This is a genomic window from Klebsiella sp. 54 (assembly GCF_018223875.1).
Classification (GTDB): domain Bacteria; phylum Pseudomonadota; class Gammaproteobacteria; order Enterobacterales; family Enterobacteriaceae; genus Klebsiella; species Klebsiella quasipneumoniae.
In genome coordinates this window covers 1,243,397-1,268,080 of record NZ_JAGRRA010000002.1, presented here as the reverse complement: position 1 = coordinate 1,268,080, position 24,684 = coordinate 1,243,397, and the positions used below count along the sequence as shown (strand labels likewise).

The window sequence follows — 24,684 nt, the reverse complement described above, 5'->3', positions numbered from 1 at the left end:
AGGCGATTCTTTACAACCATTTACTGCGATGTAACCACCATGCAACACCACCGATGACAACGACTAACATCAGGCAGAAGAGGCTAAACCCCAGATGCCAGCTGTTGCCAGGGATCCCGCCGAGGTTGACGCCGAACAGGCCGGTTAAAAAGGTGCTGGGCAGAAACACCATCGCCATCAAGGACATCGTATAGGTCCGCCGCGCCAGCGACTCCTGCATAATCTGGGCGATCTCATCGCTCATGATCGCCGTCCGGGCGATGCAGCTGTCGATCTCATCCAGCCCGCGCCCCAGCCGCTCGGCGATATCCTGCATCCGCCGCCGCTGATCGTCGCTCATCCACGGCAGGCGCTCGCTGGCCAGCCGGGCGTAAACATCGCGCTGCGGCGCCATATACCGGCGCATCACGATCAGCTGTTTACGCAGCAGGGCAAGGAAACCGCGCGGCGGCACCTGCTGATCGAGCAGGTCGTCTTCGAGGTCGATTATTCGGTCGTGCAGTTGTTCAATAAACTCACTGGCATGATCGGTCAGCGCGTCGCAGACTTCCACCAGCCAGCTGCCGCAGTCCGTCGGCCCATTGCCCTCCTTCAGGTCGCCCAGCACATCGTCAAGCGCCAGCACTTTGCGCTGACGAGTGGAGACGATCAGCCGCTCATCCATATAGAGACGCATCGCCACCAGCTGGTCTGGGCGTTCATCGGTGCTGCCGTTGATGCAGCGCAGGGTGATCAGCGCCCCGTCGCCGATCCGCGTTACCCGCGGTCGGGTGCTCTCGCCCGCCAGGGCATCGCGCACGTTATTAGGCAGTAGCGGGGTGGCAGCCAGCCAGTCGGCGCTGTCGCTATGGGTATAGTTGAGATGCAGCCAGCAGGGCTTCTCTTTGTCGATAATATCGTTATCGGCGAGCGGCTTCACGCCCCCCTGCCCGTCGAGCACCCACGCGAAGATCGCGTCCGGTATCTGCAACTCCGAGCCTTTAATCGCGTCCACTCAACCTCCGTTAATCCATGCCTGTCACATTGCACGCACTCTGTATAAGGTACGCGAAAGCGCGCTTTTTCGCTGTTTATTGCCCGGTGAAAGGGGCTAATCGCTTCATTAAAAAGCGCTTTCCCCAGGGCCGCGCCCACCTTCCTCATTTAACGTTAAAGTGTAGTGAAATCAAGTTCTTCAGGTTTTGCACGCCTCAGTGCGACTTTTTGCGGTTTATTTTGCGACTTTATGCTGTATTATGCCGCTTATTGCGTCAACTTGCGGAGTCTCTCGTCATGCATAAGCTCGCCCGACAAAAACACATCCTCGACCGGCTGAGTGAAACCGGTCAGCTGAGCATCAGCGAACTGGTTGATGCGCTGCAGGTGTCGGCCGATACCATACGCCGGGATCTCAGCGAGCTGGAAAACCAGGGCGTACTGCAGAAAAGCCACGGCGGCGCCATCGCGCTTAACGTCCCGGCGATGACGCGCAAGGGAAGAAACGCCCTGCTCCCCGGAACCAAGCAGCGTCTCGGCCAGCAGGTCGCCGCGCGCATCCCCTCCGGCTCGACGCTGTTTCTCGACGCCGGGAGTACCCTGCTGGCCGTCGCTACCCAGTTGAAAGGCCCCATGACCGTGATCACCGCGTCGCTGGATATCGCCCAGCTGTTTAGCGACCGCGCCGATATCCAGCTCATCCTGCTTGGCGGCCAGTGGGACAGTGAGCAGCGGCTGTTCGCCGGCAGCGCCACGCTGTCGCTGGTGGCGCGCTACCGCGCCGATATCGCGATTCTCGGCGCCTGCGCGTTGCATGCCGAACTGGGCCTGAGCGCCAGCCAGGAGGCCGATGCCGACGTAAAACGCGCCATGCTCGCCGCCAGCGCGGAACACTGGCTGGTGGCGGACCATACCAAAGTCAACCATTGCGAACCCTGGCTGGTGGCCGGTCTCAGCGACATTCACCATCTTTTCCTCGATCGTCCCTGGCCTGAGCTGGGGGATGACCCTGCCCTCTCTGTACATATTGCTGACGCTTAACAACGCGGAGAACCTGATGAGTAACAACACGATAAATATCGCCCTGATTGGCTATGGCTTCGTCGGTAAGACCTTCCACGCGCCGCTTATCCGTTCGGTGCCGGGCCTGAACCTGGCCTTCGTCGCCTCGCGTGATGAAGAGAAAGTCAAACGCGACCTGCCGGACGTCACGGTGATCGCCTCCCCGGAAGCGGCGGTCCAGCATCCGGATGTCGATCTGGTGGTTATCGCCTCCCCCAACGCCACGCACGCGCCGCTGGCCCGCCTGGCGCTGAACGCCGGCAAGCATGTGGTGGTGGACAAACCCTTTACCCTTGATATGCAGGAGGCCCGGGAGCTGATCGCCCTGGCGCAGGAGAAACAGCGCCTGCTCTCCGTCTTCCATAACCGCCGCTGGGACAGCGACTATCTCGGGATCCGTCAGGTTATTGAGCAGGGCGCCATCGGCACGGTGAAACATTTTGAGTCCCATTTCGACCGTTTCCGCCCGGAAGTCCGCGTCCGCTGGCGCGAGCAGAACGTTCCCGGCAGCGGCTTATGGTTCGATTTGGGCCCGCACCTGATCGATCAGGCGCTGCAGCTGTTTGGTCTGCCGCAGTCGGTACAGGGCAACATTGCCACCCTGCGCGACGGCGCAGAGATCAACGACTGGGCGCACGTGGTGTTAAACTACCCGGCGCATAAAGCGATCCTCCACTGCAGCATGCTGGTCGCGGGGGGCTCCTCGCGCTTCACGGTGCATGGCGATAAAGGCAGCGTTGTCAAAGCGCGGGCCGACCAGCAGGAGAGCCAGCTGCTGGCGGGTGTGGTACCAGGGAGCGCCGGCTGGGGTCAGGATGATGACAAGCTGGTGATCTATGACGCCTCGCTGCAGGCCCAAACTCAGCCTACCCCGTCGGGCGATCAGCGCCAGTACTATATGCAGATCCGCGACGCGCTGAAGGGCCAGATCGCCAATCCGGTGCCGCCGGTTGAAGCGCTGGCGGTAATGGCCGTTCTGGAAGCGGCGGTGCGTTCCGCGGAAAGCGGCGTGGCGCAAACCCTCGACCTGACCGCCGACGAGCGCAACGCGCTGCGCTAAGCCTGTCGCTACTCCGGTTATCTGCGCGGCCCGCAGGTAACCGGGTCACCGCCCTGACTCCAGAAATAATCACTGCCTGTCAGCAGATTATCCTTTCTTTATCCTACCTTTTTGCGTAAAGCACCGCTGGAAATTTCAGCCAATTGGGAGGAGGATAGAGAACAGATCGATCGTGATGAGAAAAAGGTTGCTGACGCTGTGGACGCGGTGACCGCAATACCGGACAGGAGAAGCTCATGTACTACACGTTAGGAGATACCACTCTCCATTTTTATCGCTATCAGTGCAAATTTTACGTCGCCCACTGGGAAGGAGGGAACGTGATGAACGAAAAATTTAAACCGTTTATCGAGCAGATCACTGAGAAGACCGGGCTGGACGCGAAGCGCGTCGAGACCGCCGCGCGCGATTATTTTACTAACGTGGATTAACAGGCAGCCTGTTGCTGTATACCAAAGGCCAGGCCGACGCGCCTGCCGTTGATGTTTCCCCTTCCGCCGCCAGGGATCTCGTTGCCGCTGGCGGCTTTTCTTCCTGCCGGCGCTAAACGGTGGTCAGTTTTGCAAGGATCGCGGCGAAGGTGTCGCTGACGTTATCGCCGGCGAGCATTTTTTTGCGCAAGGTGATACTTCTGCCTGTCGACGGGATGAGCAGCCGGACTTTCGCATCATGACTGCCGCGCTCAGCGAGAACTACCTCGCGCAAAGGAATAATGTAGGTGTCGGCATAGAGACCCGGCGTAAATATCATCGACTCGCCGCTGACGCCAATCACCACCCGATTCTGCAGACGATAGCCGTTGCACAACGCCAGAATACCGGCGGCAATAAATACGCCGCCAATACCCATGCCAATCATTAAGATAATTATCCCGGCGATGAGCGCCAGCGCTCCCTGCGGATAAAAAGCGGATGCATTAAAGGTTAATAGCTGGTGATTATCGTCGCGGCCCATCGCCCCGGTTGTTGATCGCCACGGGGTAAAACCGGCGTTAATCCGCGTTTGAAAACTGAACATACTGCCGACCAGAAAGATCATGCTGATGGGTATCATCACGATACCGCCAATAAAGGCTAGCACAATGGCCAGATAAGGATAGCGGCCAGACAGCATAATGCTGAGCGCCTGAACCACCACGGCGATAAACAGGGCAAGAACCAGCCAGGACCACATGCTGTCCACCCGACTATGGAAATTCAGTTGTCCTTCATCGAGTAATAAATTACGCGCGACAAAACAGATAATAATATTGACGAACAGGCCAATCCAGGCCAGCTTGTGCACATGCTTCATACCCTACTCCATTATGTATTTTATCATTCCATTTCCAGGCATTATAAAATAAAGACTCAATGCCGGCTGGATAGTAGCAAAGCGGTACGCAAGATCAATAAAAAGCGCGCGGTCACCTCACATTCTCATTTATATTCAGCGTGATATTGTTAGTTATCATTTATCGTAATTATATAAACCATCCTATATATTGGCGCTATATGTTTTCAGCGCAATAATATCGCCCTGCCGCCAGGCAGGGCGTCGCAGATTAACGCTCCTCCAGCGCCGCCACCGGCTCCAGCGCGCTTTTCCTGCGCAGCAGATAGCCTGCGGCAAGGATCAGCAGCCATACCGGGATCAGGCAGACGGAGATGCGGATGTCCGGGGTCAGATACATCACTCCGAGGATCCCGGCGAGAAACAGCAGACACAGCCAGTTTGTCAGGGGATAGGCGAAACTCTGGAAAGCCGTTACCTTCCCGGCCCGCTGCATGGCGCGGCGGAACTTAAGATGAGTGATGCAGATCATCGCCCAGTTGATGACCAGGGCGGCCACCACCAGGGCCATCAGCAGGGCAAAGGCTTTCCCGGGCATCACATAGTTAATCACCACGCAAAGCGCCGTGGCGACGGCGGATACCGCCAGGGCGGTCAATGGGATCCCGCGGTGGTTCACCCGCAGCAGCGCACGCGGGGCGTTGCCCTGCTGAGCCAGGCCGAACAGCATCCGGCTGTTGCAGTAGACGCAGCTGTTGTAGACCGACAGCGCGGCGGTGAGCACCACCAGATTGAGGGCGTTGGCCACAATATTGCTGTCAATGGCGTGAAAGATCAGCACAAAAGGGCTTCCCCCTTCCACGACGTTCCGCCACGGGTAGAGTGACAGCAGGACCGCCAGCGACCCCACGTAAAACAGCAGAATCCGGTAGATCACCTGGTTGGTGGCTTTGGGAATGGTTTTATGCGGCTCATCGGCTTCCGCCGCGGTGATCCCCACCAGCTCAAGCCCGCCGAAGGAGAACATGATCACCGCCATGGCCATCACCAAGCCCGTGATACCGTTAGGGAAAAATCCCCCGTCCTGCCACAGGTTGGCCACCGTCGCCGCCGGGCCGCCGTGACCGCTAAATAACAGATAGCAGCCAAAGGCGATCATGCTGATGATAGCGGCCACTTTGACAATCGAGAACCAGAACTCCAGCTCGCCATACACTTTGACGTGCGTCAGGTTGATGGCGTTGATCGCCACGAAGAAGATCGCCGCCGACAGCCAGGTGGGTACCTCCGGCCACCAGTACTGAATATAGATCCCCACCGCCGTCAGCTCCGCCATGCTTACCAGCACGTACAACACCCAGTAATTCCAGCCTGACATAAACCCGGCGAAGGGCCCCCAGTAGCGGTTGGCGAAATGGCTGAACGAACCCGCCACCGGCTCCTCTACCACCATTTCGCCAAGCTGACGCATGATAAAGAAGGCGATAACCCCGGCGATGGCGTACCCCAGCAGGACCGAAGGGCCTGCCATACGGATCGTTTGCGCAATACCTAAAAACAGTCCAGTGCCGACCGCCCCCCCGAGGGCGATCAACTGGATGTGGCGGTTTTTTAACCCGCGTTTTAACTGATGCTCTTGCTGCGTTGTCATCTCTGACCTGCCCCTGTCTGTGAAAAGTCACTTTCGCCGGTAGCAACTTTCAGGCCAGCGGATCGCCGCGCAGCGGCAGACAAAAAGTAATACATTGAATTATATTAAAATATTGTTTTCACATCAGTTCCGGTAGCTGCTCATCGCGGCGCTGACCTAGCGCATCACACGCGAAAACTGGCCAGATTACGCACAGATCATGAGAAAAAGAGCAGCTTAATGCATGAACCTGACCCATTTTGGTGCATCCGCTTTGCCGCCGTCCGCCCAGGCTTCACGCCAGGCAAAAAACTGTTAGGCTGTTAGTCACTTTTACGTTCCGCTAGTGGCCACTATGTACAACATCGACGACTATGATCTGAAAATTCTTACCCTGCTGCAGGCCAATGGCCGTTTAACCAATCAGGAACTGAGCGAGCTTATCGGCCTGTCCGCTTCCCAGTGTTCACGCCGGCGTATCGCCCTTGAACAGGCGCAGCTTATCCTCGGCTACCATGCGCGTCTGGCGCCGGATGCCGCCGGGCAGGAGATGCTTGGCCTGATTGAGGTGCGTCTGCTGAATCACACCCCGCAATGCGTGGAGAGCTTTCATCAGATGCTCAGTGAAGTGGACGCCATTCTGGACGCCTGGAAAACCACCGGCGACGCCGATTATCTGCTGCGGGTAACGGTCCCGGACCTGCCCGGTCTGAGCCATTTGATCAGCCATATTCTGGCGCAAAACAAAGGGGTGGCCCATCTGAAAACTGCCGTTGTGCTCAACCGCCTGAAAGAGAACGGCCAGCTGATGCCGGGCACGCCCCCGCTGCGCTGAACCGGGGCACAGTGCCCTGCGCTGGTGCAGACGCGGGGCCAGACAATGCGCGACAAGCGGCAAATTCGCACAATTCACGCATTAGGAAACCATAAAACGCACGACCCGTGCAATTTTCTCTTCCTGTCAGAACAACAGGTTAGGCTAAACCACGGCTATTTTTTCCGCAAACGATCGCCCGGGCACTCTCCGCTGGTGCGATTTTTGCAAACAAGCGCTTATCCTTGTTAACGAAAAGATAGTGCTTATTTATGGATAACGTCCTTTCCCCTGAAAAACTGACCCACACCTGGCTGGAGGATACCCTGGCGCTGCTGTTCGGCACGCTAATGATCTCCTTTGGTATTATCCTGTTTCGTCAGGCCGGTGCCCTGACCGGCGGGACGGCAGGCATGGCCTTTCTGATCCACTACGCCACCCACCTGCCGTTCGGCGTGGTTTTCTTCGCCATTAATCTGCCCTTCTACTGGCTCTCCGTCCGGCGGATGGGCGCCGCCTTCACGCTGAAAACCTTCTGCGCGGTCGGACTGGTGTCGCTGTTCTCCGACCTGCACGGCTACTTTATCCATGTCGATCGCCTGAACCCCTATTACGCCACCCTCTTCGGCAACATCATGGTCGGTATCGGCTTTGTGGTGCTGTTCCGCCATAAAGCGAGCCTCGGCGGCGTCAATATTCTGGCCCTCTATCTGCAGGATAAAAGCGGCATCCGCGCCGGTAAATTCCAGATGGTAGTGGACGCCTGCATCGTCACCGCCTCCCTGTGGGTGGTTAGCCTGCCGATGCTGCTGGTCTCTGTCCTCGGCGCCGTGATTTTGAATTCGATTATCGCCATGAACCACCGCCCCGGACGCTATGCGGTGTAATGGCTTCACCTTTAACGGTCATTTCAGGAGTAACCACTGTGTTCCAGAACGTCGACGCCTACGCGGGCGATCCTATCCTGTCGCTGATGGAAGCCTTTCAACAGGATCCCCGGGCAGACAAAGTTAACCTCAGCATCGGGCTGTACTATAACGAGCAGGCCATCATTCCTCAGCTGGAGGCGGTCCGCCAGGCCGCTGACCGGCTACAGAGCCAGTTGCAAAAGGCCAGCCTCTATCTGCCGATGGAGGGACTGGCGCCCTATCGCCGCGCGGTCCAGACGCTGCTGTTTGGCGAACATCATCCGGCGTTGCGTGCCGGACGCATCGCCACCATCCAGACGCTGGGCGGCTCCGGCGCGCTGAAGGTGGGCGCGGATTTTCTCAAGCGCTACTTCCCCGACTCCGCGGTCTGGGTCAGCGATCCGACCTGGGAGAACCATGTGGCCATCTTTGCCGGGGCGGGCTTCGAGGTGCATACCTATCCCTGGTTCGACAGCGCCACTCGCGGGGTCAATTTCCCCGCCATGCTTGCCGCCCTCCAGCAGCTCCCGTCGCGCAGCATCGTGCTGCTCCATCCTTGCTGCCATAATCCGACGGGGGCCGATCTCACCCCCGAGCAGTGGGATCGGGTGATTGAGGTGTTGATCGCCCGGGAGCTGATCCCGTTCCTCGATATTGCCTACCAGGGCTTTGGCTGTGGGCTGGATGAAGATGCCTATGCCATCCGCGCCATCGCCAGCGCCGGGCTGACGGCGCTGGTTAGTAACTCGTTCTCGAAGATTTTTTCGCTGTACGGCGAGCGTGTCGGCGGCCTGTCGGTGGTCTGTGACAATGCCGATGCCGCCGGGCGCGTGCTGGGCCAGTTGAAAGCCACCGTGCGCCGCAACTACTCCAGCCCGCCGGGGTTTGGCGCCCAGGTGGTGTCGCAGGTGCTCAACGATCCCGAGCTGAATGCCCTGTGGCAGGAAGAAGTGGAGGCCATGCGCACCCGCATCAGCGCCATGCGCGTCGCGCTGGTGAAATCCCTGCAGACAGCCCTGCCGCCGGAGGATTTTTCCTATCTGCTGACCCAGCGCGGCATGTTCAGTTACACCGGCTTTAGCGCCGATCAGGTAGACGTTCTGCGCGAAGTGCACGGCATCTATCTGATCGCCAGCGGTCGGGTCTGTGTGGCCGGGCTCAACCACGGCAATATTGCGCGGGTAGCCAGCGCCTTCGCCGCGGTCTGCGCACGCTAGCCGGGGCAACCCCGGCGCGGATTAGCGGTTATTCGCGACGCAGCCGGCGAGCCAGGCGGGTACCCAGCGTCTGAATAAGCTGGACAATAACAATCAGCACCAGGGCGGTGGTGAGGGTGGCAAAGGCGTCGAAGCGCTGATAGCCGTAGGTGATCGCCAGATCGCCGATCCCGCCGCCGCCCACCGTTCCCGCCATGGCGGTCGCGCCAAGCAGACCGATGGTCGCGGTGGTAAGGGCCAGAATCAGCGACGCCGCCGCCTCCGGCAGCATAAAGTGCCAGACGGTCTGCAGAGGGGTAGCGCCCATGGCGTCTGCGGCCTCAAGGATCCCCTCATCCACCTCCAGCAGCGAGCTCTCCACCAGCCGGGCAATATAGGGGGCGACAAAAACGATCAGCGGCACGATGGCCCCCGCGGTGCCGATAGTCGTGCCCACCAGCAGCCTGGTGAAGGGCAGGATCACAATCAGCAAAATGATAAACGGCAGCGAGCGCAGCACGTTAATCAGCGGATTCAGCGCCTGATGCACCACCGGGTTGGCCACGATGCCGCCGGGACGACAAACCACCAGCACAATTCCCAGCGGGACGCCGATCAGCGCGCCAAAGCCCAGTGAGATGGCGACCATAATCAGGGTATCATGCAGCGCCAGCAGAAACTGCTCGCCGGTAATGGCGGTATCAATCAGATCAAACATGGGTGATTTTCACTCCTGCGTCGGCCAGATGGGTGATAGCGCGTTCGGTTTCGTCAGGCTCGCCGAGGAGTTGCACAATCATAAATCCCAGTATCCGGCCCTGAACTTCGGACATGCTGGCAAACAGGATATTCACCTCGACAGCATACTCGCGGATCAGGTGGTTAATGATCGGCTGCCGGGCCGTCGCGCCGATAAATTCGAGGCGTAAAGCCCGGGCGCCGTTATCGCGCTGCAGGAGCGACGCCACCCGCTGCGGCAGGCGATCGTGCACCACCGACTGCACGAAACTGGCGGTGACCGGATGCTGCGGCTGGGCAAAGAGATCGAACACCGTCCCCTGCTCAACAATGCGCCCGGCCTGCATCACCGCCACCTTGTGACAGATTTTCTGGATCACTGACATTTCATGAGTAATCAGTACAATGGTGATGCCATAGCGGCGATTAATCTCCTGCAGCAGCAGTAAGATCTGTACCGTGGTGTGGGGGTCGAGCGCCGAGGTGGCTTCATCGCACAGCAGCACCGACGGGTTGGTGGCCAACGCCCGGGCGATACCGACCCGCTGCTTTTGCCCTCCCGACAGCTCATTAGGGTAGCTGTGCATTTTGTCGCTCAGGTCGACAAACGCCAGCAGCTCCGCAACCCGCGCCTGGATAAAGGCCTTGTCGCGGCCCTGCAAAATAAGCGGGATAGCGATGTTATGAAATACCGTTTTCGAATTCAGCAGATTAAAATTCTGAAAGATCATGCCGATATCTTTTTTGATCGCCTGCAGTCGCTGGCCGCTGCAGTCCTGTAGCGGCTCACCATTCAACACCACCTCGCCCTCGCCCGGCGTTTCCAGCCGATTAATCAGCCGCAATAAGGTGCTTTTTCCTGCGCCGCTGTAGCCAATAATGCCGAAAATATCGCCCCGGTCGATACTGAGATTAATATCCTGCAGGGCCAGAACCGGATGCCCTTTTCTGGAAAAGGTTTTACTGACATGGCGAAATTCTATCATCGCGTTATTCATTTTAAATAATCAGGCAGCAGGTAACCATCATACTGCGGATGGCTGAGAATATATTTTTTGAAATCGGCAGAGTGATAGCCGTCGATAATATCTTTGGCAAACTGCGCCTTCTGATTTTTACCGGCAACGGTTACGACGTTAATAAAATGGCTGGTGGCGGCCTCCAGCTTTAATGCCGAGGTGAGCGCCATGCCGCTGGAGACGGCGAAATTGCCCTGAATCAGGCCATAGTCGACGTCCGGCAGCGCGCGAACCTGCTGGGCATTGTCCATCTCCTTAAGCACGATTTTATAGGGGTTAGCAACGATATTGCGCTGGGAAAAGGTGGCGGGATCGCTGTCCGGTTTAATCTTCACCCAGCCCAGACTTTCCAGCACCAGCACCGCGCGATATTCGTTCGACGGCTGGTTTGGCACCGACACCACCGTGCCGGCTGCCGGGGTGCCCAGGGTGGTCAGTTTGCCGCCATACAGGCCCATCGGCGGTGTGGGTACCTGCACAATGCCCACGTTATCGGTCCCCAGCCGCTCATTGATCGCTTTCAGGTATACCGGATGCTGCATAATATTCGCTTCGATATCGCCGCGGGCTACCGCGTCATTGACCTGAATACCGTCGCTAAAATCTTTATATTCGATTTTATACCCTTTACTCAATAAATAGGGGGCGACCCCTTTTTCAAATTGCTCTTTATACGGCCCGGGATTGAAGCCGATACGAATAATTTGATCTGCGGTGGCGTAAAAAGAGGTAGCGGATAACAGGGCAAGCGTCATCCCGAGCGCAACTGACTTGTTCATAAGGTATTTTCCTGGAAGGTTGGCGATATTGAGCGATTAAATCACAGCCGCAAGAGGGTTGTAAGCCAGAACGCCGGATTTCCTTTTGCTTATTCCTCATAACCTTTTGCCATCCCGACATATCCTAAAAATAATCATCCTTTGCAGATATTGTTATTTAGCCAGGCGCCATAAATCCCTTAAAGATGGCAGATTATTGATGACGTAAACCGGGAAAATTATGCCTGATTTTGCTGCTTCACCGCTGGTGGACGCCCTGGAAGAGAATCTGTTCAGCCTGCTGGAAAACCTGGCCGCGGAGGTCAACACCGACATGCTGCCGTTGATCGACCTCTCCAGCGGCAGTCCGGATCAACCCACCCCGCCGGAAGTGATTGACGCGCTGCAGAGCGCCATTCATCGTCGTGAAAACCATGGCTACCCCTCATTCTGGGGCAAGCCGCAGGTCCGCGAAGCGATCGCCCATTTTTATCGTCGCCAGTATGATGTGGAATTCGATCCGCACAGCGAAGTCGCGGTATTTCAGGGCTCGCATATCGGTATTGGCGGCATCCCGCGGGCGCTGCTCCGTCCCGGGCAATACCTCATCTCCACCGATCCCTGCTATCCCATTTATCGCTCAGCGGCGCTGCAGTCCCAGGCGACGTTTTATGGCCTGCCGCTCAGGGCTGAGAACCATTTCCTGCCGGATTTTAACGACCTTCCCCGGGAGGTGGCTGACAAGGCCGGGCTGGTGGTGCTTAACTATCCGCATAACCCCACCGGCGCCCTCGCCACGCCGGCGCTGTTCGCCAGCGCCCTGCAGTTTGCCCACCGTCACCAGGTGCCGATCCTGCACGATTTTGCCTATGCGGCCATCGGCAGCGCGGCCAGTGACGCGCCGCTGAGCCTTTTCTCTCAGCCCGGCGCGAAGGCGTGGGGAGTGGAAACCTACACCTTCTCCAAGACCTTTAATATGGCCGGCTGGCGCTTCGGCTTCGCGGTCGGCAACGCCTCGATTATTCGGGCATTTAAAAAGCTGCACACCCACAGCTACAGCACGGTGTTTGGCGCGATTCAGGATGCGGCGATCGCCGCGCTCAGCCTGCCGGCAGAACGGATTGCGCAGCTGACGGCGGCGTATCATCAGCGCCGGGAGTGGGTTCTGCGTCGACTGGCCGCGCTGCGCTGGCCGGTTCGTACCGCACAAGGCACGTTCTTCCTCTGGCTGAGCGTGCCGCCCGGGTACCGTTCACAAGAGTTTGCCCGCCTGCTGCTGCAGGAGGCGCATATTCTGGTGGCGCCAGGCACTGGTTTTGGCGAAGGGGGCGAAGGGTTTATCCGCATCAGTCTGACGGCTGGGGACGACGCGCTGAGCAACGCGCTGGACCGTCTCGCCCGGCTGGCGCTGTTTTAGCGCCCGCCTCGCGGGGCCGTTACACCTTCAGGTAGCCCGCCATGCGTTGAATACGCGCGGCGGAATAGTCATAGCAGGCGCTGGCGGGTTTACCCAGTACGCGATATTTGGCGCCATTGTAAAAGGCGGTCTTATTCTCCTCTTCCAGAAAGCGCCGGGAGACGGTGTCGCTGAAAATACGGTCGCCATCCGACTGCGGCTGATAGCGGCTATATTTGACGCTCTCCCACGCCACGCCGATCGGCTTATGATCATAGCCGGTCATACAGAACAGCCGGTTGGAGGCCAGCAGATCGGCCTCGATGGTTTTAAATTCCGCCGCCGTAGCGGCGCAGGTCATGCTTAACAGGCAGGCCGAAGCCCATCGGTAAATTGTCATTATTCAGGCGATCCCAGAGTGTTTCCTCCATTGTAAGCGGCTGAAAATTCTGGATGTTCGCTTTTACCTATCGTTGTGCGTGAAAACCGCTTAAAATTTTACAATCGTACTCCTCGTGAGTTGTCTTAACGACCTGTAGGCCCTCCCTGCGCAGGTCGTCACGCCGGGCCAAACACCGAGACGCCGGCGCAGAGGAGGTATCGCCTTTAACGATTAAACGCCCAGCTGGCCCCGCTGGTCAGCGCCCGCTCGAAGGCGGGACGGCCGGGGCCCGCCAGCCAGCCGGCGAAGGTGTGCAGCTGCGGATGCAGCTGGCGCAGGGCGTCGAGGTCGGCGTGCCCGGCCAGCCGCCCGTCGTCCACAAGCCCGGTCAGCTTGTGCAGAAAAGGGCTGGCGGCCAGCACCTCATCGGAAAATCGCGAATAGGGGATCGGCCGTCCCGCCGCCGCGGAGAATAACGCCTCCAGTTGACGGCCGGTCACGCTGTCGCTGGCGATCTCGAACGTCTTGCCGGCAAACCGCGCTGGCGCGGCAAAAACTGCCGCGACTAGATGGCCGATATCCTCCACCGCCAGCACCTGCATCCTCCCCTCTGGCAGCATAAAAAAGTGAAAATGACCTTCATCAAGGCCAAAACCGGGCATCACCAACAGCTCCATAAAGGTGGCGGGACGCACGATGGTCGCCGCCAGCGGCAGGCGGCGGATATGCCGTTCAATTTCCGCTTTGGTGTCATAATGCGCTACGCCGGTGGGCGTCTCCCCCGCCGCGCTGCCGGAGCTGTACACCAGATGCTTCACCCCGCACTCGACGGCGAGGTCGGCGATGGTTATCCCGTAGCGTACCTCCTGCTCATCGGTCACCGTCCCTCCCGGCGAACTGGGCTGGACGCTGAAGACGCCGTCGACCCCGGCCATCGCCGCCCGCATTGTCGCCCGGTCTTCAAAGGTGCCCACGACCAGCTCGGCTCCCCGCGCCGCCAGCGCGACGGCCCCGGCGGAGAAAGGATCCCTGACCAGCGCTCGTACCCGCCAGCCGCGGTGCAGCAGCGCCCCCGCCACCGAGCCGCCCTGCTGACCGGTGGCGCCAAAAACCAACACGCTTTGCGTATTATTCATCACTGTTTCCCCTTATCTGCAGCTTGTTGCCCGGCCTCTCGCCAGCGATAGTCACCTTGCTTATCCTCCTCCAGCCAGCCGCAGGAAGACCCGGCAAAATGCCCGGTGAACCATTGAGCATGATGGCTGGCTCCCCACGCCATCATCTCCCGTCGGGAGGCTTCCGCCTGCCGGGGATCGCCGCAGAACGCCGAGTTCCAGTGCGGATGGGTAAACTGGCGCGGGGAATGAAGAAGATCGCCGGAGAAACAGGCGTAATCATCTCCGGCGGCGAGGATCAGCGCGGCATGGTCCGGACTGTGGCCGGGGGTGGGCACAAAGGCGATCCGTCCGCCGACCTGCGGCCTGGCCGCCACATCCACGGTCTCCAGCTGGCCGGCCTCGATCACCGGCAGCAGGCTGTCGAGCCACAGCGCCCGGTAGCGTTCGCTGTTCTTCACCCGCGTCAGCTCTTTTGCCGAACACAGATAGCGCGCGTTGGGAAACAGCGGCGCCCAGCGATCGTCCTGCCAGACGGTATTCCATCCGACATGGTCAGTATGCAGGTGAGTCAGTAGTACCAGGGTCACCTCCTCCGGGTTCACTCCTGCGGCGCGGAGATTCTCCAGATAGGGCGTGTTAAGTTGATGATAGAGCGGATTGCCGCCGCGCTCCCGACCGTTGCCGGTGGCGGTATCGATAACAATCAGATCGTGGGGAGTCTGTACCACCCAGCTGTGGATCGACAGCGCGATTGGCTGATTATCGGCGTCCGCCTCCGTCGCAGGGAACGCTGCGGGATAGAGCGCCGCCGGCTGCAGGCTAATCTCGCGCTCCGGAACTTTGAATATCAGGCTGTCGCCTGTCTGGTAAGTTTGCATCACTCCCTCCGCGCGCATTGCGCTGGTTGATTTATCGGGGTGATATTCACTATGCTGCCGGGATAACCCACATTCAAATTGATTATCATAATGAAGAAAATCATTGAAAATGATTTTAGTCGTATCGATCTGAATCTGTTGACGGTCTTGATGGTGCTGTACCGCGAAGCCAGCGTCACCCGCACCGCAGAGGCCCTGCATCTTGGCCAGCCGGCCATCAGCGGGGCGCTGAAACGGCTGCGCGAGATGTTTGACGATCCACTGTTCGTGCGCAGCGCCAGAGGCATGCTGCCGACGCCGCGGGCGCAAGCGCTGATGACCGAGCTGCAGCCGCTGATGGAACACCTGCATTCGGCAATGTTTGGCGCCGGGGAGTTTTCCCCCGCCAGCGCCCAGCAGCTTTTCCGCGTCGGCCTCAGCGACTGGAGCGAACACTGGCTGATGCCCCAGCTGTTACCCGGACTGATGCAGGAGGCGCCCGGAGTGTCGCTCCAGACACTAGCCGCCGACCCCTTCCAGGTACGCCAGCTGTTGGAGGAGGATCGCATTGATGTCGCGGTATCCCTCAACAAACAGAGCCGCGGGGAGATCGTCAGTGAACCGGTGATGACCATGGGGGTGACCACTCTCTGGTCGCCGCAGCAGATCCCCTGCCGCGGGCCGTTGTCGGTGGGCGATTTCGTCGCCTGGGAACATGTGATGGTGGCCTATCGCGAAACCGGCCACGGGGAAATAGACCGCCAGCTCGCCAGTCAGGGACTCGCGCGGCGCGTGCGCTTTGCCACGCAGAATTTCTCCACCTTTCCCCTGCTGCTGACCACCCTGCCGCTCTTCGCCACCGTCCCCCAGGGGCTGGCGCAGCGCTGGCAGGCGCAGTATGCCCTGCGCGCGGACGCCCCGCCAGTGGCCTACCCGGAATTTACCCTGTGTATACTGCGTCACAAACGCCGGGCGCAGGATCCGGCGCTGAACTGGCTGATAGCGAGGATAAAACAGGCCATGCGCGGACCATAGCGGGAGCGAATGCCACCGACATCAGGCCTCGCTGAGCGGGGGTTGCAGAACGCGTCTGCTCCAGTCATAAAATGCGCGTACCGCCGGCGGCAGATAGCGGTTTTGCGGATAGACCAGCGACAGGGGAAGATCAGAAGCGGCCTGCTCCAGACAAGCGACCAGCGCGCCGCTCTGCAGATAAGGTTGCGCCAGATAGCTGGCGACGCGGATCAGGCCCAGCCCCTGAACGCCGGCCTGGATATAGGCATCGGTATCGTCGACCACCAGCGTCTCCTGCATGCGGATCGCGCAATCGCCGTCATCGAGGGAGAAAAGCCAGTCGATGGTCCGCCCGGTACGGTGGTTCAGGTAGCCCACCGCCCGGTGCTGGTGCAGATCGTCGATGCTCTGCGGCCGGCCGTGGGCCGCGAGCCAGGCCGGCGAGGCGAGGACCATCCAGCGGTAGCGGGCCAGAGGACGCGCCACCAGGGTGGTGGAATCTTCGATTTGTCCGCTACGGATCACGCAGTCGAATCCCTCCTGGATAATATCTTCCACGTTGTCGCTTGAGCAGAGGATCATCTCCAGGTCAGGATACTGCTGCAGAAACTCGCCGATCCTTGGCAATACGCAGTGCCGGGCAAGAGATTGCGGCATCCCCACCTTGAACCGCCCGGCGGGCTGGGCCGAGCGGCCGGGAAAGGAGGCTTCCATCGCCGCCATCTCGGCCAGCAGCCGTTTACACTCCGCGTAATACCGGCGTCCCTCGGCCGTCACGCTGAGCTTGCGGGTGGTGCGCTGAAGAAGCTGCGCCCCCAGCCAGGCCTCCAGCTCCTTCACTACCCGCGACACCGTTGAGCGCGGCTGCCCCAGCACCTCCGCCGCCCGGGCGAAGCTGTGGGCATCCACAACCGCAACATATAACTGCATGGCATCCAGTCTGTCCATTTCGTTCTCCACTGGCGGTTATTATCCCATTAAGACGAACAGTCTAACCCGAAATCCTGTTCTTATCGAATGATGCCCTCCCCTCTACACTGAGCCTGTAGCCAGTCAATACAAGGCTTAACTGAGTAAGGAGTTAAAATGAAATCTGATAATCTTAACCACGAGGAAAAGGTATTGGTGCTGGGAGCGGGACAACTGGGCGCCGCCGTACTGGATGCGCTGGTACCTGCGGTGATCCAGCGCCAGGGCGCGGTCTCGGTTATCGTCTCGCCGGCGGCCTGGGATGAAGCCGGCCAGCTGCGGTCAGCAAACCACCGGGCGCTGGCCGACGCCGGGGCCACCTTTCTCGCCGTCGACATTGCCGGTAGCGACATGGAGATGCTGGCTGGTCAGTTTAGCGGATTCACCACCGTGATTAACTGCATGGGCTTTGTCGCCGGTCCGGGGACACAGCTAAAAATTACCCGCGCGGTGCTGGCCGCCGGAGTGCCACGCTATTTTCCCTGGCAGTTTGGCGTCAATTACGATGTGGTCGGCAAAGGCAGCGGCCAGCCGGTGTGGGACGAGCAGTATGATGTCCGGACCCTGCTGCGCGCGCAGCAGGCCACGGAGTGGGTCATTGTCTCCACCGGCATGTTTACCAGCTTTCTCTTCGAGCCAGACTTCGATGTGGTGAATTTAGCCACCCGAACCGTTCACGCCCTTGGCAGCTGGGACACCCAGGTGACCGTCACCTCGCCGGCGGATATCGGCCGCCTGACCACCGCGATTTATCTGCATCAGCCGCGGATCGTCAACGAGGTGGTGTTTGTTGCCGGCGAAACGACCTCTTACCGCCAGCTGGCGGAAACCGTGGAGCGCGTGACGCAGCATACGTTCAGCAAAGCCGTTCACACCCTGCCCACCCTGCTGGACCAGCTGCGGACGGACCCGGATAACGCCATGCTGCGCTATCGCGCTGCCTTCGCCCGGGGGAATGGCGTGTGGTGGCCGATGGGCGACACCTGGAATGCCCGCCACGCGCTACCGACCCAGGACATTGCCGGCTGGCTGCAGGCCGCGCGCTGATTTTCTCTCACAGGACAGAATGACGATGAACAAGTTGCTTCCACTGATCGTATTGAGTTGTCTGCTGCCGCTGGCGGTCAACGCCAGAACCATCACCGCCACCGGCGATACCCTGGACAACGCGGAGAGCAAAATTCGCCAGCAGGCCGCCCGCGAGGGCGCAACCGCCTATCGGATCATTGAGGCGCGAATGGGCAACAAAGTGCATATTACGGCGACACTCGACAACTGAACCACCGCTACCCGGCTCAGGGAGGAGCCGCCGCCATCCCGCGCGCCAGGTCAGGCGCTCATTTTTTCCCGTCGGCGATCGCGGCCCGGCGGCGCACCGTACAGGCGAGCATATTCCCGGGTGAACTGGGACACGCTGATATAGCCCACCTCGCCGGCCGCCTGGGCAATGCTCATGCCTTCCGCCAGCATCAGGCGGCGGGCGTGGATCAGGCGCAACTGCTTCTGAAACTGCAGGGGCGACAAGGTGGTCATGGCGCGGAAATGACGGTGAAAGACAGAGACGCTCATCCCGGCGGCGTCGGCCAGCGCGTCGACGCTGACTGGCTGCATAAAATCCCGGCGCAGCATCGCCACCGCCCGGCGGATCCGCGCCGAATGGCTGTCTACAGCGCCCAGCGCCCGGATGGCTGGCCCGTGAACACTCTGCAACAGCCAGTAATGCAGCTCCCGCCGCAGCCCTTCGCCTAACACCGCCAGCGCCCCCGGTTGATCAAACAGCCTTGCCAGCCGATAAGCGGCGTCCGTCACGTCAGCATTCATCGGTTCGATACCGACGCGGGGCGCCTCATCCGGACCAGATGGCCCGGCCTCCTGCAGCTCGCGCAGGATAGCCAGGTCCAGCTCCAGCACCAGCGCGTAATAGGGAAAGCGCTGACTGGCCTCGGTGATCTGGCTGGTGGTGGGAACATCGGCGGCTATCACCATCGCCTCCCCCGGACCGTAGTCAAAGCTTACCAGGCCGGTGGTCACGCATTTGCGCCCCTGCAGCAGCATAGCCACCAACGGCCTGGCGATGGCCGCCTGCAGATCGCCGGGGTGCAGGGCCCGCACCAGGGTGAGGCCGGAAACCGGGGTGACCGCCACCCCACTGCTATCGACATGAGCATCGGCATACCGGCGGCAGAGAGCGAAGAGTTCGTCGCGCATAAGATCCTTTCAGGCAAGTTTTAAAGCCTGAGTATGCGCTATTTCCCGCCAGAGGGGAGTGTATGGAGAGGAATGGGCAAAAAATAACAAGGATTGGGCAACCCGGTCTGGTAGGCACCCCCTATTGTAAGGACTCCACACACCAGAGAGGATCGAACATGACTAAGATTGCACTTATCACCGGCGCCAACCGCGGCCTTGGCCGTCAGACCGCACTGGATATCGCCCGCCAGGGTGGGGACGTCATCGTCACCTACCGCGGCAATACAGAACAGGCGGAAGCGGTGGTGGCCGACATTCACGCTCTCGGCCGCAAGGCCATCGCCCTGCCGCTGGATATGGCGCAGACCAGCCGCTTTCCGGCCTTCGCCGACAGCCTGAGCGCTGCGCTGGCCAGCGTCTGGGGACGGGACACCTTCGATCATCTGATCAATAACGCGGGACACGGCGAATTTTCCCCGCTGGCCGAAACGCGCGAGGCCCAGTTCGACGGGCTGTTTAACGTCCACGTCAAGGGGGTGTTTTTCCTCGTTCAAACCCTGCTGCCGCTGCTGGCTGACGGTGGACGGATCGTTAACTTCTCCTCCGGACTGACCCGCGTCTCATATCCTGGCTTCTCCGCCTACGCTGCGGCCAAAGCGGCCGTGGAGATGCTGAGCGTGTACATGGCCCGCGAGCTGGGCGGGCGCGGCATCACCGTCAATACCATCGCCCCCGGGGCTATCGCCACCGATTTTGGCGGCGGGCTGGTGCGGGACGACGCGAGTGTTAACGCGCAGTTTGCCGCGATGACGGCGCTGGGACGGGTGGGCGTTCCCGAGGATATTGGGCCGATGATCGCCAGCCTGCTGCGTGACGATAACCGCTGGGTGACCGCCCAGCGGATCGAAGTCTCGGGCGGACAGACTATCTGACCACTCAGGCCGGCAGGATACGCTCCAGCGCCACGCCTGCCAGCCGCACGGTCTCCAGAAGACGCGGGAGACTATCCCCCTCCCGCGCTTTCGCCGACAGACCAAGCATCAGCGTATCCATATAGTCAGTCACCCGCAGCGCATCCTGCGGGTGATGGCGGGCGATATACTGCTGGATTTTGGCCCTCGCCGCAGCATGCCATTCGCCTGCCGCCACCCGAGCGTCGGCATCCTGACAATGTCCCCCCTCCAGCACCAGGCAGCCGGCGGCGGCCGGATCGGCTACATAGCGTCGAGCCGCCTCCTGCAGCACGGCGATGAGCGACGCCGCCACCGGTTGGTCGTCCTGCAACAGCGTCTCTATGGGGATGGCCCCGGTCTGGCTGTAGCGCTGCAGGACGCGGGTATACAGGCCGAGCTTGCTGCCGAAAGCGGCATAAAAGCTTGGGGGGTTAATGCCGAAAGCCTGGGTCAGATCGGCCACGCTCACCGCGTCGTAGCCTCGCGCGTGAAAGAGGCGCTGAGCCGTTTCAATAGCCTGTTCCGCATTGAACTGACGGGGGCGCCCCGGGGTACGCCCTTGTTTTGTAGTGGTCACTATATTAATCCTTGACAGCCTGTTTTGCCGCAGCATATTGTAATCATCACTACAATATCATGAGGTGCGGGATATGACAGCGTTTCACAACAAATCAGTGCTGGTTTTAGGTGGAAGTCGGGGAATTGGCGCGGCGATCGTCAGGCGCTTTGTCGCCGACGGCGCGTCGGTCAGGTTCAGCTATTCCGGTTCGCCGGAGGCGGCCGAGCGGCTGGCGGCGGAGACCGGCAGCACGGCGGTGCAGGCGGACAGCGCCGATCGCGATGCGGTGATAAGCCTGGTCCGAGACAGCGGCCCGCTGGACGTGTTAGTGGTCAATGCCGGGATCGCCATTTTTGGCGATGCCCTGGAGCAGGACAGCGATGCCATCGATCGCCTGTTCCGCATCAATATTCATGCCCCCTACCATGCCTCCGTGGAAGCAGCGCGCCGGATGCCGGAAGGCGGGCGCATTATTGTCATCGGTTCGGTCAATGGCGATCGCATGCCGGTGCCGGGAATGGCGGCCTATGCGCTCAGCAAGTCAGCCCTGCAGGGGCTGGCGCGCGGTCTGGCACGGGATTTTGGCCCGCGCGGCATCACGGTCAACGTCGTCCAGCCCGGCCCAATTGATACCGACGCCAACCCGGAGAACGGCCCGATGAAAGAGCTGATGCACAGCTTTATGGCCATTAAGCGCCATGGCCGACCGGAAGAGGTGGCGGGCATGGTAGCCTGGCTGGCCGGTCCGGAGGCGTCGTTTGTCACAGGCGCCATGCACACCATCGACGGAGCGTTTGGCGCCTGATGATCCGCGGCGGCGGCGCGCGCTCTGCCACGCCGCTGTCCTGACGTCATGGCCACTGGATTCATCAGGCCAGGCTGTCGATCGCCATAAAATACGATCTTCGGTGAGGATCAGTCTCGCCTCCGGGGGACTGGTGCGCTTTGCGGATCCGTCCCCAGCGCCAGACTTAGATAACAAACCTCTCGCGCCACCGCGCCGCCGGGTGCCTCAAGGCTCAGAATTAAAACCCCTTTTCCACGCCATCCCACAGCTGCTGCGGCACGATATTGCCGCTGCGCTCGCCGTTTTTACTGCAGCGTGGTGTGCCCCTGAACAGGACGCTTTTCTGTGGTAACAGACATTAGCATTGGCGAAAAAGTTGCCGTTACCAAAAAAACATGAACCCGGTTACAAGATGCGCATGCCACCGTCTTCAGCATCCTGAGGAGGTCGCATTCTGCGGATCGCCAGGCTATATCTATGACACCTTTCTCCCACAACGAGTAAAAATAATGAGCAAGAAGATCCTGATGCTGGTCGGCGATTACGCCGAAGATTACGAAACGATGGTCCCTTTTCAGGCTCTGCAGATGATTGGCCACCAGGTCGATGCGGTCTGCCCGGATAAAGCCACCGGCGACTATGTGATGACGGCGATCCATGATTTTGACGGAGCCCAAACTTACAGCGAAAAGCCGGGGCACCGCTTCACCCTGAACGCCGATTTTGCCGCGGTGAAGGCCGAGGATTACGACGCGCTAGTGATCCCCGGCGGCCGGGCGCCGGAGTATCTGCGTCTGAACGAGCAGGTGATTAAACTGGTACAGGCGTTCGACGCCGCGCGTAAACCTATCGCCGCCGTCTGCCACGGGCCACAGCTGCTGGCCGCCGCCGGTATTCTGCAGGGGCGGACCTGCAGCGCCTATCCGGCCTGCGCCCCGGAGGTGCGTCTGAGCGGCGGGCATTATGCCGATATCGGTATCGATCAGGCGCATGTTGACGGCAATCTGGTCACTGCTCCCGCCTGGCCGGCCCACCCGCAGTGGCTGGCGAAATTCGCCGCCCTGCTGGCGGAGTAACGCATTTTCTCTGACCAGACAAATGGACTATCGCCGCGCTGGTGCTCTCTTGCTTACCGGCCGGCGGTTTTCGAGCGGCCGTTTCCGCTACAGTCAAACCTGACCAGCTCAGCGATACGCTGGCCGGGTTATCTCCTCGACTCAGATGCGCATTCCCCCGGAAACTTCAATGCGCTGAGCATTAACCCAGCGATGATCATCGGATAACAGCGAGGCGATCATCGGCCCGATATCTTCTGGCACCCCCGGTCGGCCAAGCGCCGTCATGTTCGCCACCGCCTGAGCGACCTGCGGGTTATCCCGCACCACCCCGCCGCTGAAATCCGTGGCGATGGCGCCCGGCGCTACGCAGTTTACCGTGATCCCGCGGCCGCCCAGCTCAAACGCCATATAACGGGTCAGGGTTTCCACCGCAGATTTCATGATCGCATAGGGCGCCCGGTTCGCCATCACGATACGGGTCAGTCCGGACGAGATATTCACAATTCGCCCGCCATCCGCCAGCAGCGGCAATAATTTTTGGCTGAGGAAAAAAACCCCCTTCACATGGATGCGATAAAGCGCATCGAACTCCGCTTCGGTAGCATTCAGAAACCCCATGCCGCTGGCATTGCCGGCATTATTAACCAGGTAATGAAACCGATCGGCCCCCAGCGCCGTCAGCGCCTCCTGAAAGGCGCTGACAAACCCGTCAAAGGTGTCGGTTTCGCCGGCGCTGAAGGGCAGCGCGATCGCCCGCGAGCCCTGAGCTTCAACCCGCGCGATCTGGCATCCGGTGTGTTAACGGAGGTGCTGGCTGATTTTCGCCCTGCCCCCTGCCGCTCTCCCTGCTCTACCCCAGCAGCCGGCAGCTCTCTGCCCGGGTACAGGTATTTATCGACTGGGTGACGGCGCTGATGAAGGCGCTCCTGGCGCAGCAGGCATCCGCAAGGCTAAAATAATGTTTGCTATTATTTGCGGCTCGTGCGTTAATCGTTAAGTCGATGTACCAGACGAAAAGTTATTATCTAAGTACGTGTTCTCATCTCCAGGCGTTATCCCTGATACCACCTTCCTTTGAGCAGTCCCGTTAGTATTTTGCTTTTTCTGTAAACAGGCCCTGTCAGCCCCCTGTTGGCTCGTTAAACAAGCCCTCCGACTGACCCAATACCCGGCTTACTCCTAACAAAAATCAGCCGCGTTAATTTCCCTGAAAACGACCATTGTCTTTTCAACAGAACATTACCCATACAAGGTTTACATTATGATTGAACATATCCATTTTAGATGCCCATGCTGCCATGGCTCCCAGTACAGAACGTCCCAGTTTGACGTGACGGAAAAAAATCCCTTTGGTGCGAAATGCATTTTCTGCAAATCGGCCATGATGACGTTAGATACTCTTCGCCCTTATCACCTGGGCGCGCTGTCCACCGCTCAGGCCCAGCCATAAGACGGATGAAGCCGGTGAACGCGGGCGGGAAAATTCCCCCGGGGATTCACCTGGGGGCAAGCTCTGTTCCTTCACCTGACGCGATCGTCGGTGGAATGGCGAAGAACGGCATCCGGCAACGCTTTTATCAGGGTCGTCACATTCTCCCCGGCGCGGGTTTCCACATTAAAATAGTCCACCGCGCGCAGAATAAGCCGCAAACCTCTGCCGCTTTCCGCTAACGGATCGACATCGAAGCGCTCATCGCCACGCGCCAGCGCCAGGCGCTCGGCCGGAAAGACCTCTCCCGCATCAATAAAGCGCAGCGTCACCCGGTCTTCCGCCGCGATAAATTCGACACGAAAAACACGTTGCCGATCCTCATGTAACGCATAGCGAATGATATTGGTGGCCGTCTCACAGACGGCAAGATCGAGCGCGAAGCGCCACTCCTCCCCGACGGGCAGCGGCGCCATTTGTTGAGCCAGCCACGCCGCCAGCGGTGATAGCGAGCTGAGTTGGGCAGGAAAATTCATGACG

26 protein-coding genes and 3 pseudogenes are annotated in these 24,684 nt (G+C 59.8%); 15 read left to right on the top strand and 14 right to left on the bottom strand.

Features of this window, described 5'->3' with window-relative positions; all coding sequences use genetic code 11:
* Positions 1-10 precede the first annotated feature (10 nt).
* Entirely contained in the window at positions 11-994 is a 984-nt protein-coding gene (zntB, locus tag KHQ24_RS07785) for a zinc transporter ZntB (RefSeq protein ID WP_004203984.1), read from the bottom strand.
* Between the two features lie 278 nt (positions 995-1,272).
* Between zntB and KHQ24_RS07780 the strand changes: the two genes are divergently transcribed.
* The 3 genes from KHQ24_RS07780 to KHQ24_RS07770 all read left to right on the top strand — a co-directional run bounded on the left by KHQ24_RS07780 (position 1,273) and on the right by KHQ24_RS07770 (position 3,528).
* Entirely contained in the window at positions 1,273-2,016 is a 744-nt protein-coding gene (locus KHQ24_RS07780; protein WP_064150178.1) for a DeoR/GlpR family DNA-binding transcription regulator, read from the top strand.
* The gene (locus tag KHQ24_RS07775) at positions 1,979-3,097 is read left to right on the top strand and encodes an oxidoreductase (RefSeq protein WP_053810501.1); all 1,119 of its coding nucleotides are present in this window, start codon (positions 1,979-1,981) and stop codon (positions 3,095-3,097) included. Before KHQ24_RS07780 ends, KHQ24_RS07775 begins: the two co-directional genes overlap by 38 nt.
* A 236-nt stretch (positions 3,098-3,333) precedes the next feature.
* Positions 3,334-3,528 carry a hypothetical protein gene (locus KHQ24_RS07770; protein ID WP_049002858.1) on the top strand — a complete coding sequence of 65 codons (195 nt, stop codon included), beginning with the start codon at positions 3,334-3,336 and terminating at the stop codon, positions 3,526-3,528.
* A 112-nt stretch (positions 3,529-3,640) separates the two neighbouring features.
* On the opposite strand, the gene KHQ24_RS07765 is transcribed toward KHQ24_RS07770, so the two are convergent.
* Complete coding sequence (locus tag KHQ24_RS07765) at positions 3,641-4,390, bottom strand: hypothetical protein (RefSeq protein ID WP_211777205.1); 750 nt, start codon at positions 4,388-4,390, stop codon at positions 3,641-3,643.
* A 250-nt stretch (positions 4,391-4,640) separates the two neighbouring features.
* On the bottom strand, positions 4,641-6,020 hold the full coding sequence (locus KHQ24_RS07760; protein ID WP_004203977.1) for an amino acid permease: 1,380 nt from the start codon (positions 6,018-6,020) through the stop codon (positions 4,641-4,643).
* 334 nt (positions 6,021-6,354) lie between these two features.
* On the opposite strand from KHQ24_RS07760, the gene KHQ24_RS07755 reads away from it, so the two are divergent.
* The 3 genes from KHQ24_RS07755 to KHQ24_RS07745 all read left to right on the top strand — a co-directional run bounded on the left by KHQ24_RS07755 (position 6,355) and on the right by KHQ24_RS07745 (position 8,938).
* Positions 6,355-6,834, top strand: coding sequence for an Lrp/AsnC family transcriptional regulator (locus tag KHQ24_RS07755; protein WP_023318081.1), 480 nt, complete (start codon positions 6,355-6,357; stop codon positions 6,832-6,834).
* 251 nt (positions 6,835-7,085) lie between these two features.
* Positions 7,086-7,700 (top strand): YitT family protein, encoded by a 615-nt coding sequence (locus KHQ24_RS07750; RefSeq protein WP_040218056.1) that lies wholly within the window; start codon positions 7,086-7,088, stop codon positions 7,698-7,700.
* A gap of 38 nt (positions 7,701-7,738) precedes the next feature.
* On the top strand, positions 7,739-8,938 hold the full coding sequence (locus tag KHQ24_RS07745) for an amino acid aminotransferase (protein ID WP_109938425.1): 1,200 nt from the start codon (positions 7,739-7,741) through the stop codon (positions 8,936-8,938).
* Between the two features lie 28 nt (positions 8,939-8,966).
* On the opposite strand, the gene KHQ24_RS07740 is transcribed toward KHQ24_RS07745, so the two are convergent.
* From KHQ24_RS07740 to KHQ24_RS07730, 3 genes are read right to left on the bottom strand one after another with little or no spacing between them, the layout of a single operon-like run.
* Complete coding sequence (locus KHQ24_RS07740; RefSeq protein WP_004203975.1) at positions 8,967-9,635, bottom strand: methionine ABC transporter permease; 669 nt, start codon at positions 9,633-9,635, stop codon at positions 8,967-8,969.
* Positions 9,628-10,641: a methionine ABC transporter ATP-binding protein gene (locus tag KHQ24_RS07735; RefSeq protein ID WP_004203973.1), complete on the bottom strand. Its 1,014-nt coding sequence runs from the start codon at positions 10,639-10,641 to the stop codon at positions 9,628-9,630. The genes KHQ24_RS07740 and KHQ24_RS07735 overlap by 8 nt, the downstream gene beginning before the upstream one ends.
* A gap of 8 nt (positions 10,642-10,649) precedes the next feature.
* A complete protein-coding gene (locus KHQ24_RS07730; RefSeq protein ID WP_004203972.1) occupies positions 10,650-11,453 on the bottom strand; it encodes a MetQ/NlpA family ABC transporter substrate-binding protein in 804 nt (267 codons plus the stop codon).
* A gap of 220 nt (positions 11,454-11,673) precedes the next feature.
* Between KHQ24_RS07730 and KHQ24_RS07725 the strand changes: the two genes are divergently transcribed.
* Entirely contained in the window at positions 11,674-12,849 is a 1,176-nt protein-coding gene (locus KHQ24_RS07725) for an aminotransferase class I/II-fold pyridoxal phosphate-dependent enzyme (RefSeq protein ID WP_069734195.1), read from the top strand.
* Positions 12,850-12,868: 19 nt separating this feature from the next.
* On the opposite strand, the gene KHQ24_RS07720 is transcribed toward KHQ24_RS07725, so the two are convergent.
* The 3 genes and pseudogenes from KHQ24_RS07720 to KHQ24_RS07710 form a co-directional block, all read right to left on the bottom strand.
* Positions 12,869-13,228 (bottom strand): hypothetical protein, encoded by a 360-nt coding sequence (locus tag KHQ24_RS07720; RefSeq protein WP_048294633.1) that lies wholly within the window; start codon positions 13,226-13,228, stop codon positions 12,869-12,871.
* A gap of 206 nt (positions 13,229-13,434) precedes the next feature.
* Positions 13,435-14,346 (bottom strand): NmrA/HSCARG family protein, encoded by a 912-nt coding sequence (locus KHQ24_RS07715; protein WP_069734196.1) that lies wholly within the window; start codon positions 14,344-14,346, stop codon positions 13,435-13,437.
* Positions 14,339-15,209, bottom strand: a pseudogene (locus KHQ24_RS07710) (MBL fold metallo-hydrolase). The gene KHQ24_RS07715 and the pseudogene KHQ24_RS07710 overlap by 8 nt, the downstream one beginning before the upstream one ends.
* A gap of 87 nt (positions 15,210-15,296) precedes the next feature.
* On the opposite strand from KHQ24_RS07710, the gene KHQ24_RS07705 reads away from it, so the two are divergent.
* Positions 15,297-16,220, top strand: a complete 924-nt coding sequence (locus KHQ24_RS07705; protein ID WP_032455910.1) for a LysR family transcriptional regulator — start codon at positions 15,297-15,299, stop codon at positions 16,218-16,220.
* Between the two features lie 21 nt (positions 16,221-16,241).
* On the opposite strand, the gene KHQ24_RS07700 is transcribed toward KHQ24_RS07705, so the two are convergent.
* Positions 16,242-17,147, bottom strand: a complete 906-nt coding sequence (locus KHQ24_RS07700) for a LysR family transcriptional regulator (RefSeq protein ID WP_048294624.1) — start codon at positions 17,145-17,147, stop codon at positions 16,242-16,244.
* A 138-nt stretch (positions 17,148-17,285) separates the two neighbouring features.
* Here KHQ24_RS07700 and KHQ24_RS07695 point away from each other — a divergent pair, with 138 nt between their 5' ends.
* Positions 17,286-18,215: an aromatic alcohol reductase gene (locus KHQ24_RS07695; protein WP_080846616.1), complete on the top strand. Its 930-nt coding sequence runs from the start codon at positions 17,286-17,288 to the stop codon at positions 18,213-18,215.
* 25 nt (positions 18,216-18,240) lie between these two features.
* Positions 18,241-18,447 (top strand): DUF1471 domain-containing protein, encoded by a 207-nt coding sequence (locus tag KHQ24_RS07690; protein WP_017898765.1) that lies wholly within the window; start codon positions 18,241-18,243, stop codon positions 18,445-18,447.
* 50 nt (positions 18,448-18,497) lie between these two features.
* Here KHQ24_RS07690 and KHQ24_RS07685 read toward each other — a convergent pair whose 3' ends face one another.
* Positions 18,498-19,376, bottom strand: a complete 879-nt coding sequence (locus KHQ24_RS07685) for an AraC family transcriptional regulator (protein WP_049092184.1) — start codon at positions 19,374-19,376, stop codon at positions 18,498-18,500.
* Positions 19,377-19,534: 158 nt separating this feature from the next.
* On the opposite strand from KHQ24_RS07685, the gene KHQ24_RS07680 reads away from it, so the two are divergent.
* Entirely contained in the window at positions 19,535-20,290 is a 756-nt protein-coding gene (locus KHQ24_RS07680; protein ID WP_023318069.1) for an SDR family NAD(P)-dependent oxidoreductase, read from the top strand.
* A gap of 4 nt (positions 20,291-20,294) precedes the next feature.
* Here the strand turns inward: KHQ24_RS07680 and KHQ24_RS07675 are convergent, their stop codons facing one another.
* A complete protein-coding gene (locus KHQ24_RS07675; RefSeq protein WP_004203957.1) occupies positions 20,295-20,888 on the bottom strand; it encodes a TetR/AcrR family transcriptional regulator in 594 nt (197 codons plus the stop codon).
* A 73-nt stretch (positions 20,889-20,961) separates the two neighbouring features.
* On the opposite strand from KHQ24_RS07675, the gene bdcA reads away from it, so the two are divergent.
* Both bdcA and KHQ24_RS07665 read left to right on the top strand, forming a co-directional pair.
* On the top strand, positions 20,962-21,675 hold the full coding sequence (gene bdcA / locus KHQ24_RS07670; protein ID WP_004203956.1) for an SDR family oxidoreductase: 714 nt from the start codon (positions 20,962-20,964) through the stop codon (positions 21,673-21,675).
* A 491-nt stretch (positions 21,676-22,166) separates the two neighbouring features.
* Entirely contained in the window at positions 22,167-22,733 is a 567-nt protein-coding gene (locus tag KHQ24_RS07665) for a DJ-1/PfpI family protein (RefSeq protein ID WP_032446983.1), read from the top strand.
* A 141-nt stretch (positions 22,734-22,874) separates the two neighbouring features.
* Here KHQ24_RS07665 and KHQ24_RS07660 read toward each other — a convergent pair.
* Positions 22,875-23,498: pseudogene (locus tag KHQ24_RS07660) on the bottom strand (SDR family NAD(P)-dependent oxidoreductase); the annotation flags it as partial.
* Between KHQ24_RS07660 and KHQ24_RS07655 the strand changes: the two are divergent.
* A pseudogene (locus KHQ24_RS07655) lies at positions 23,496-23,674 on the top strand (LysR family transcriptional regulator); the annotation flags it as partial. The pseudogenes KHQ24_RS07660 and KHQ24_RS07655 overlap by 3 nt on opposite strands.
* 302 nt (positions 23,675-23,976) lie before the next feature.
* A complete protein-coding gene (locus KHQ24_RS07650) occupies positions 23,977-24,165 on the top strand; it encodes a hypothetical protein (RefSeq protein WP_004183775.1) in 189 nt (62 codons plus the stop codon).
* 71 nt (positions 24,166-24,236) lie between these two features.
* Here KHQ24_RS07650 and KHQ24_RS07645 read toward each other — a convergent pair whose 3' ends face one another.
* A complete protein-coding gene (locus tag KHQ24_RS07645; protein WP_080846614.1) occupies positions 24,237-24,680 on the bottom strand; it encodes an ATP-binding protein in 444 nt (147 codons plus the stop codon).
* Positions 24,681-24,684: the final 4 nt, after the last annotated feature.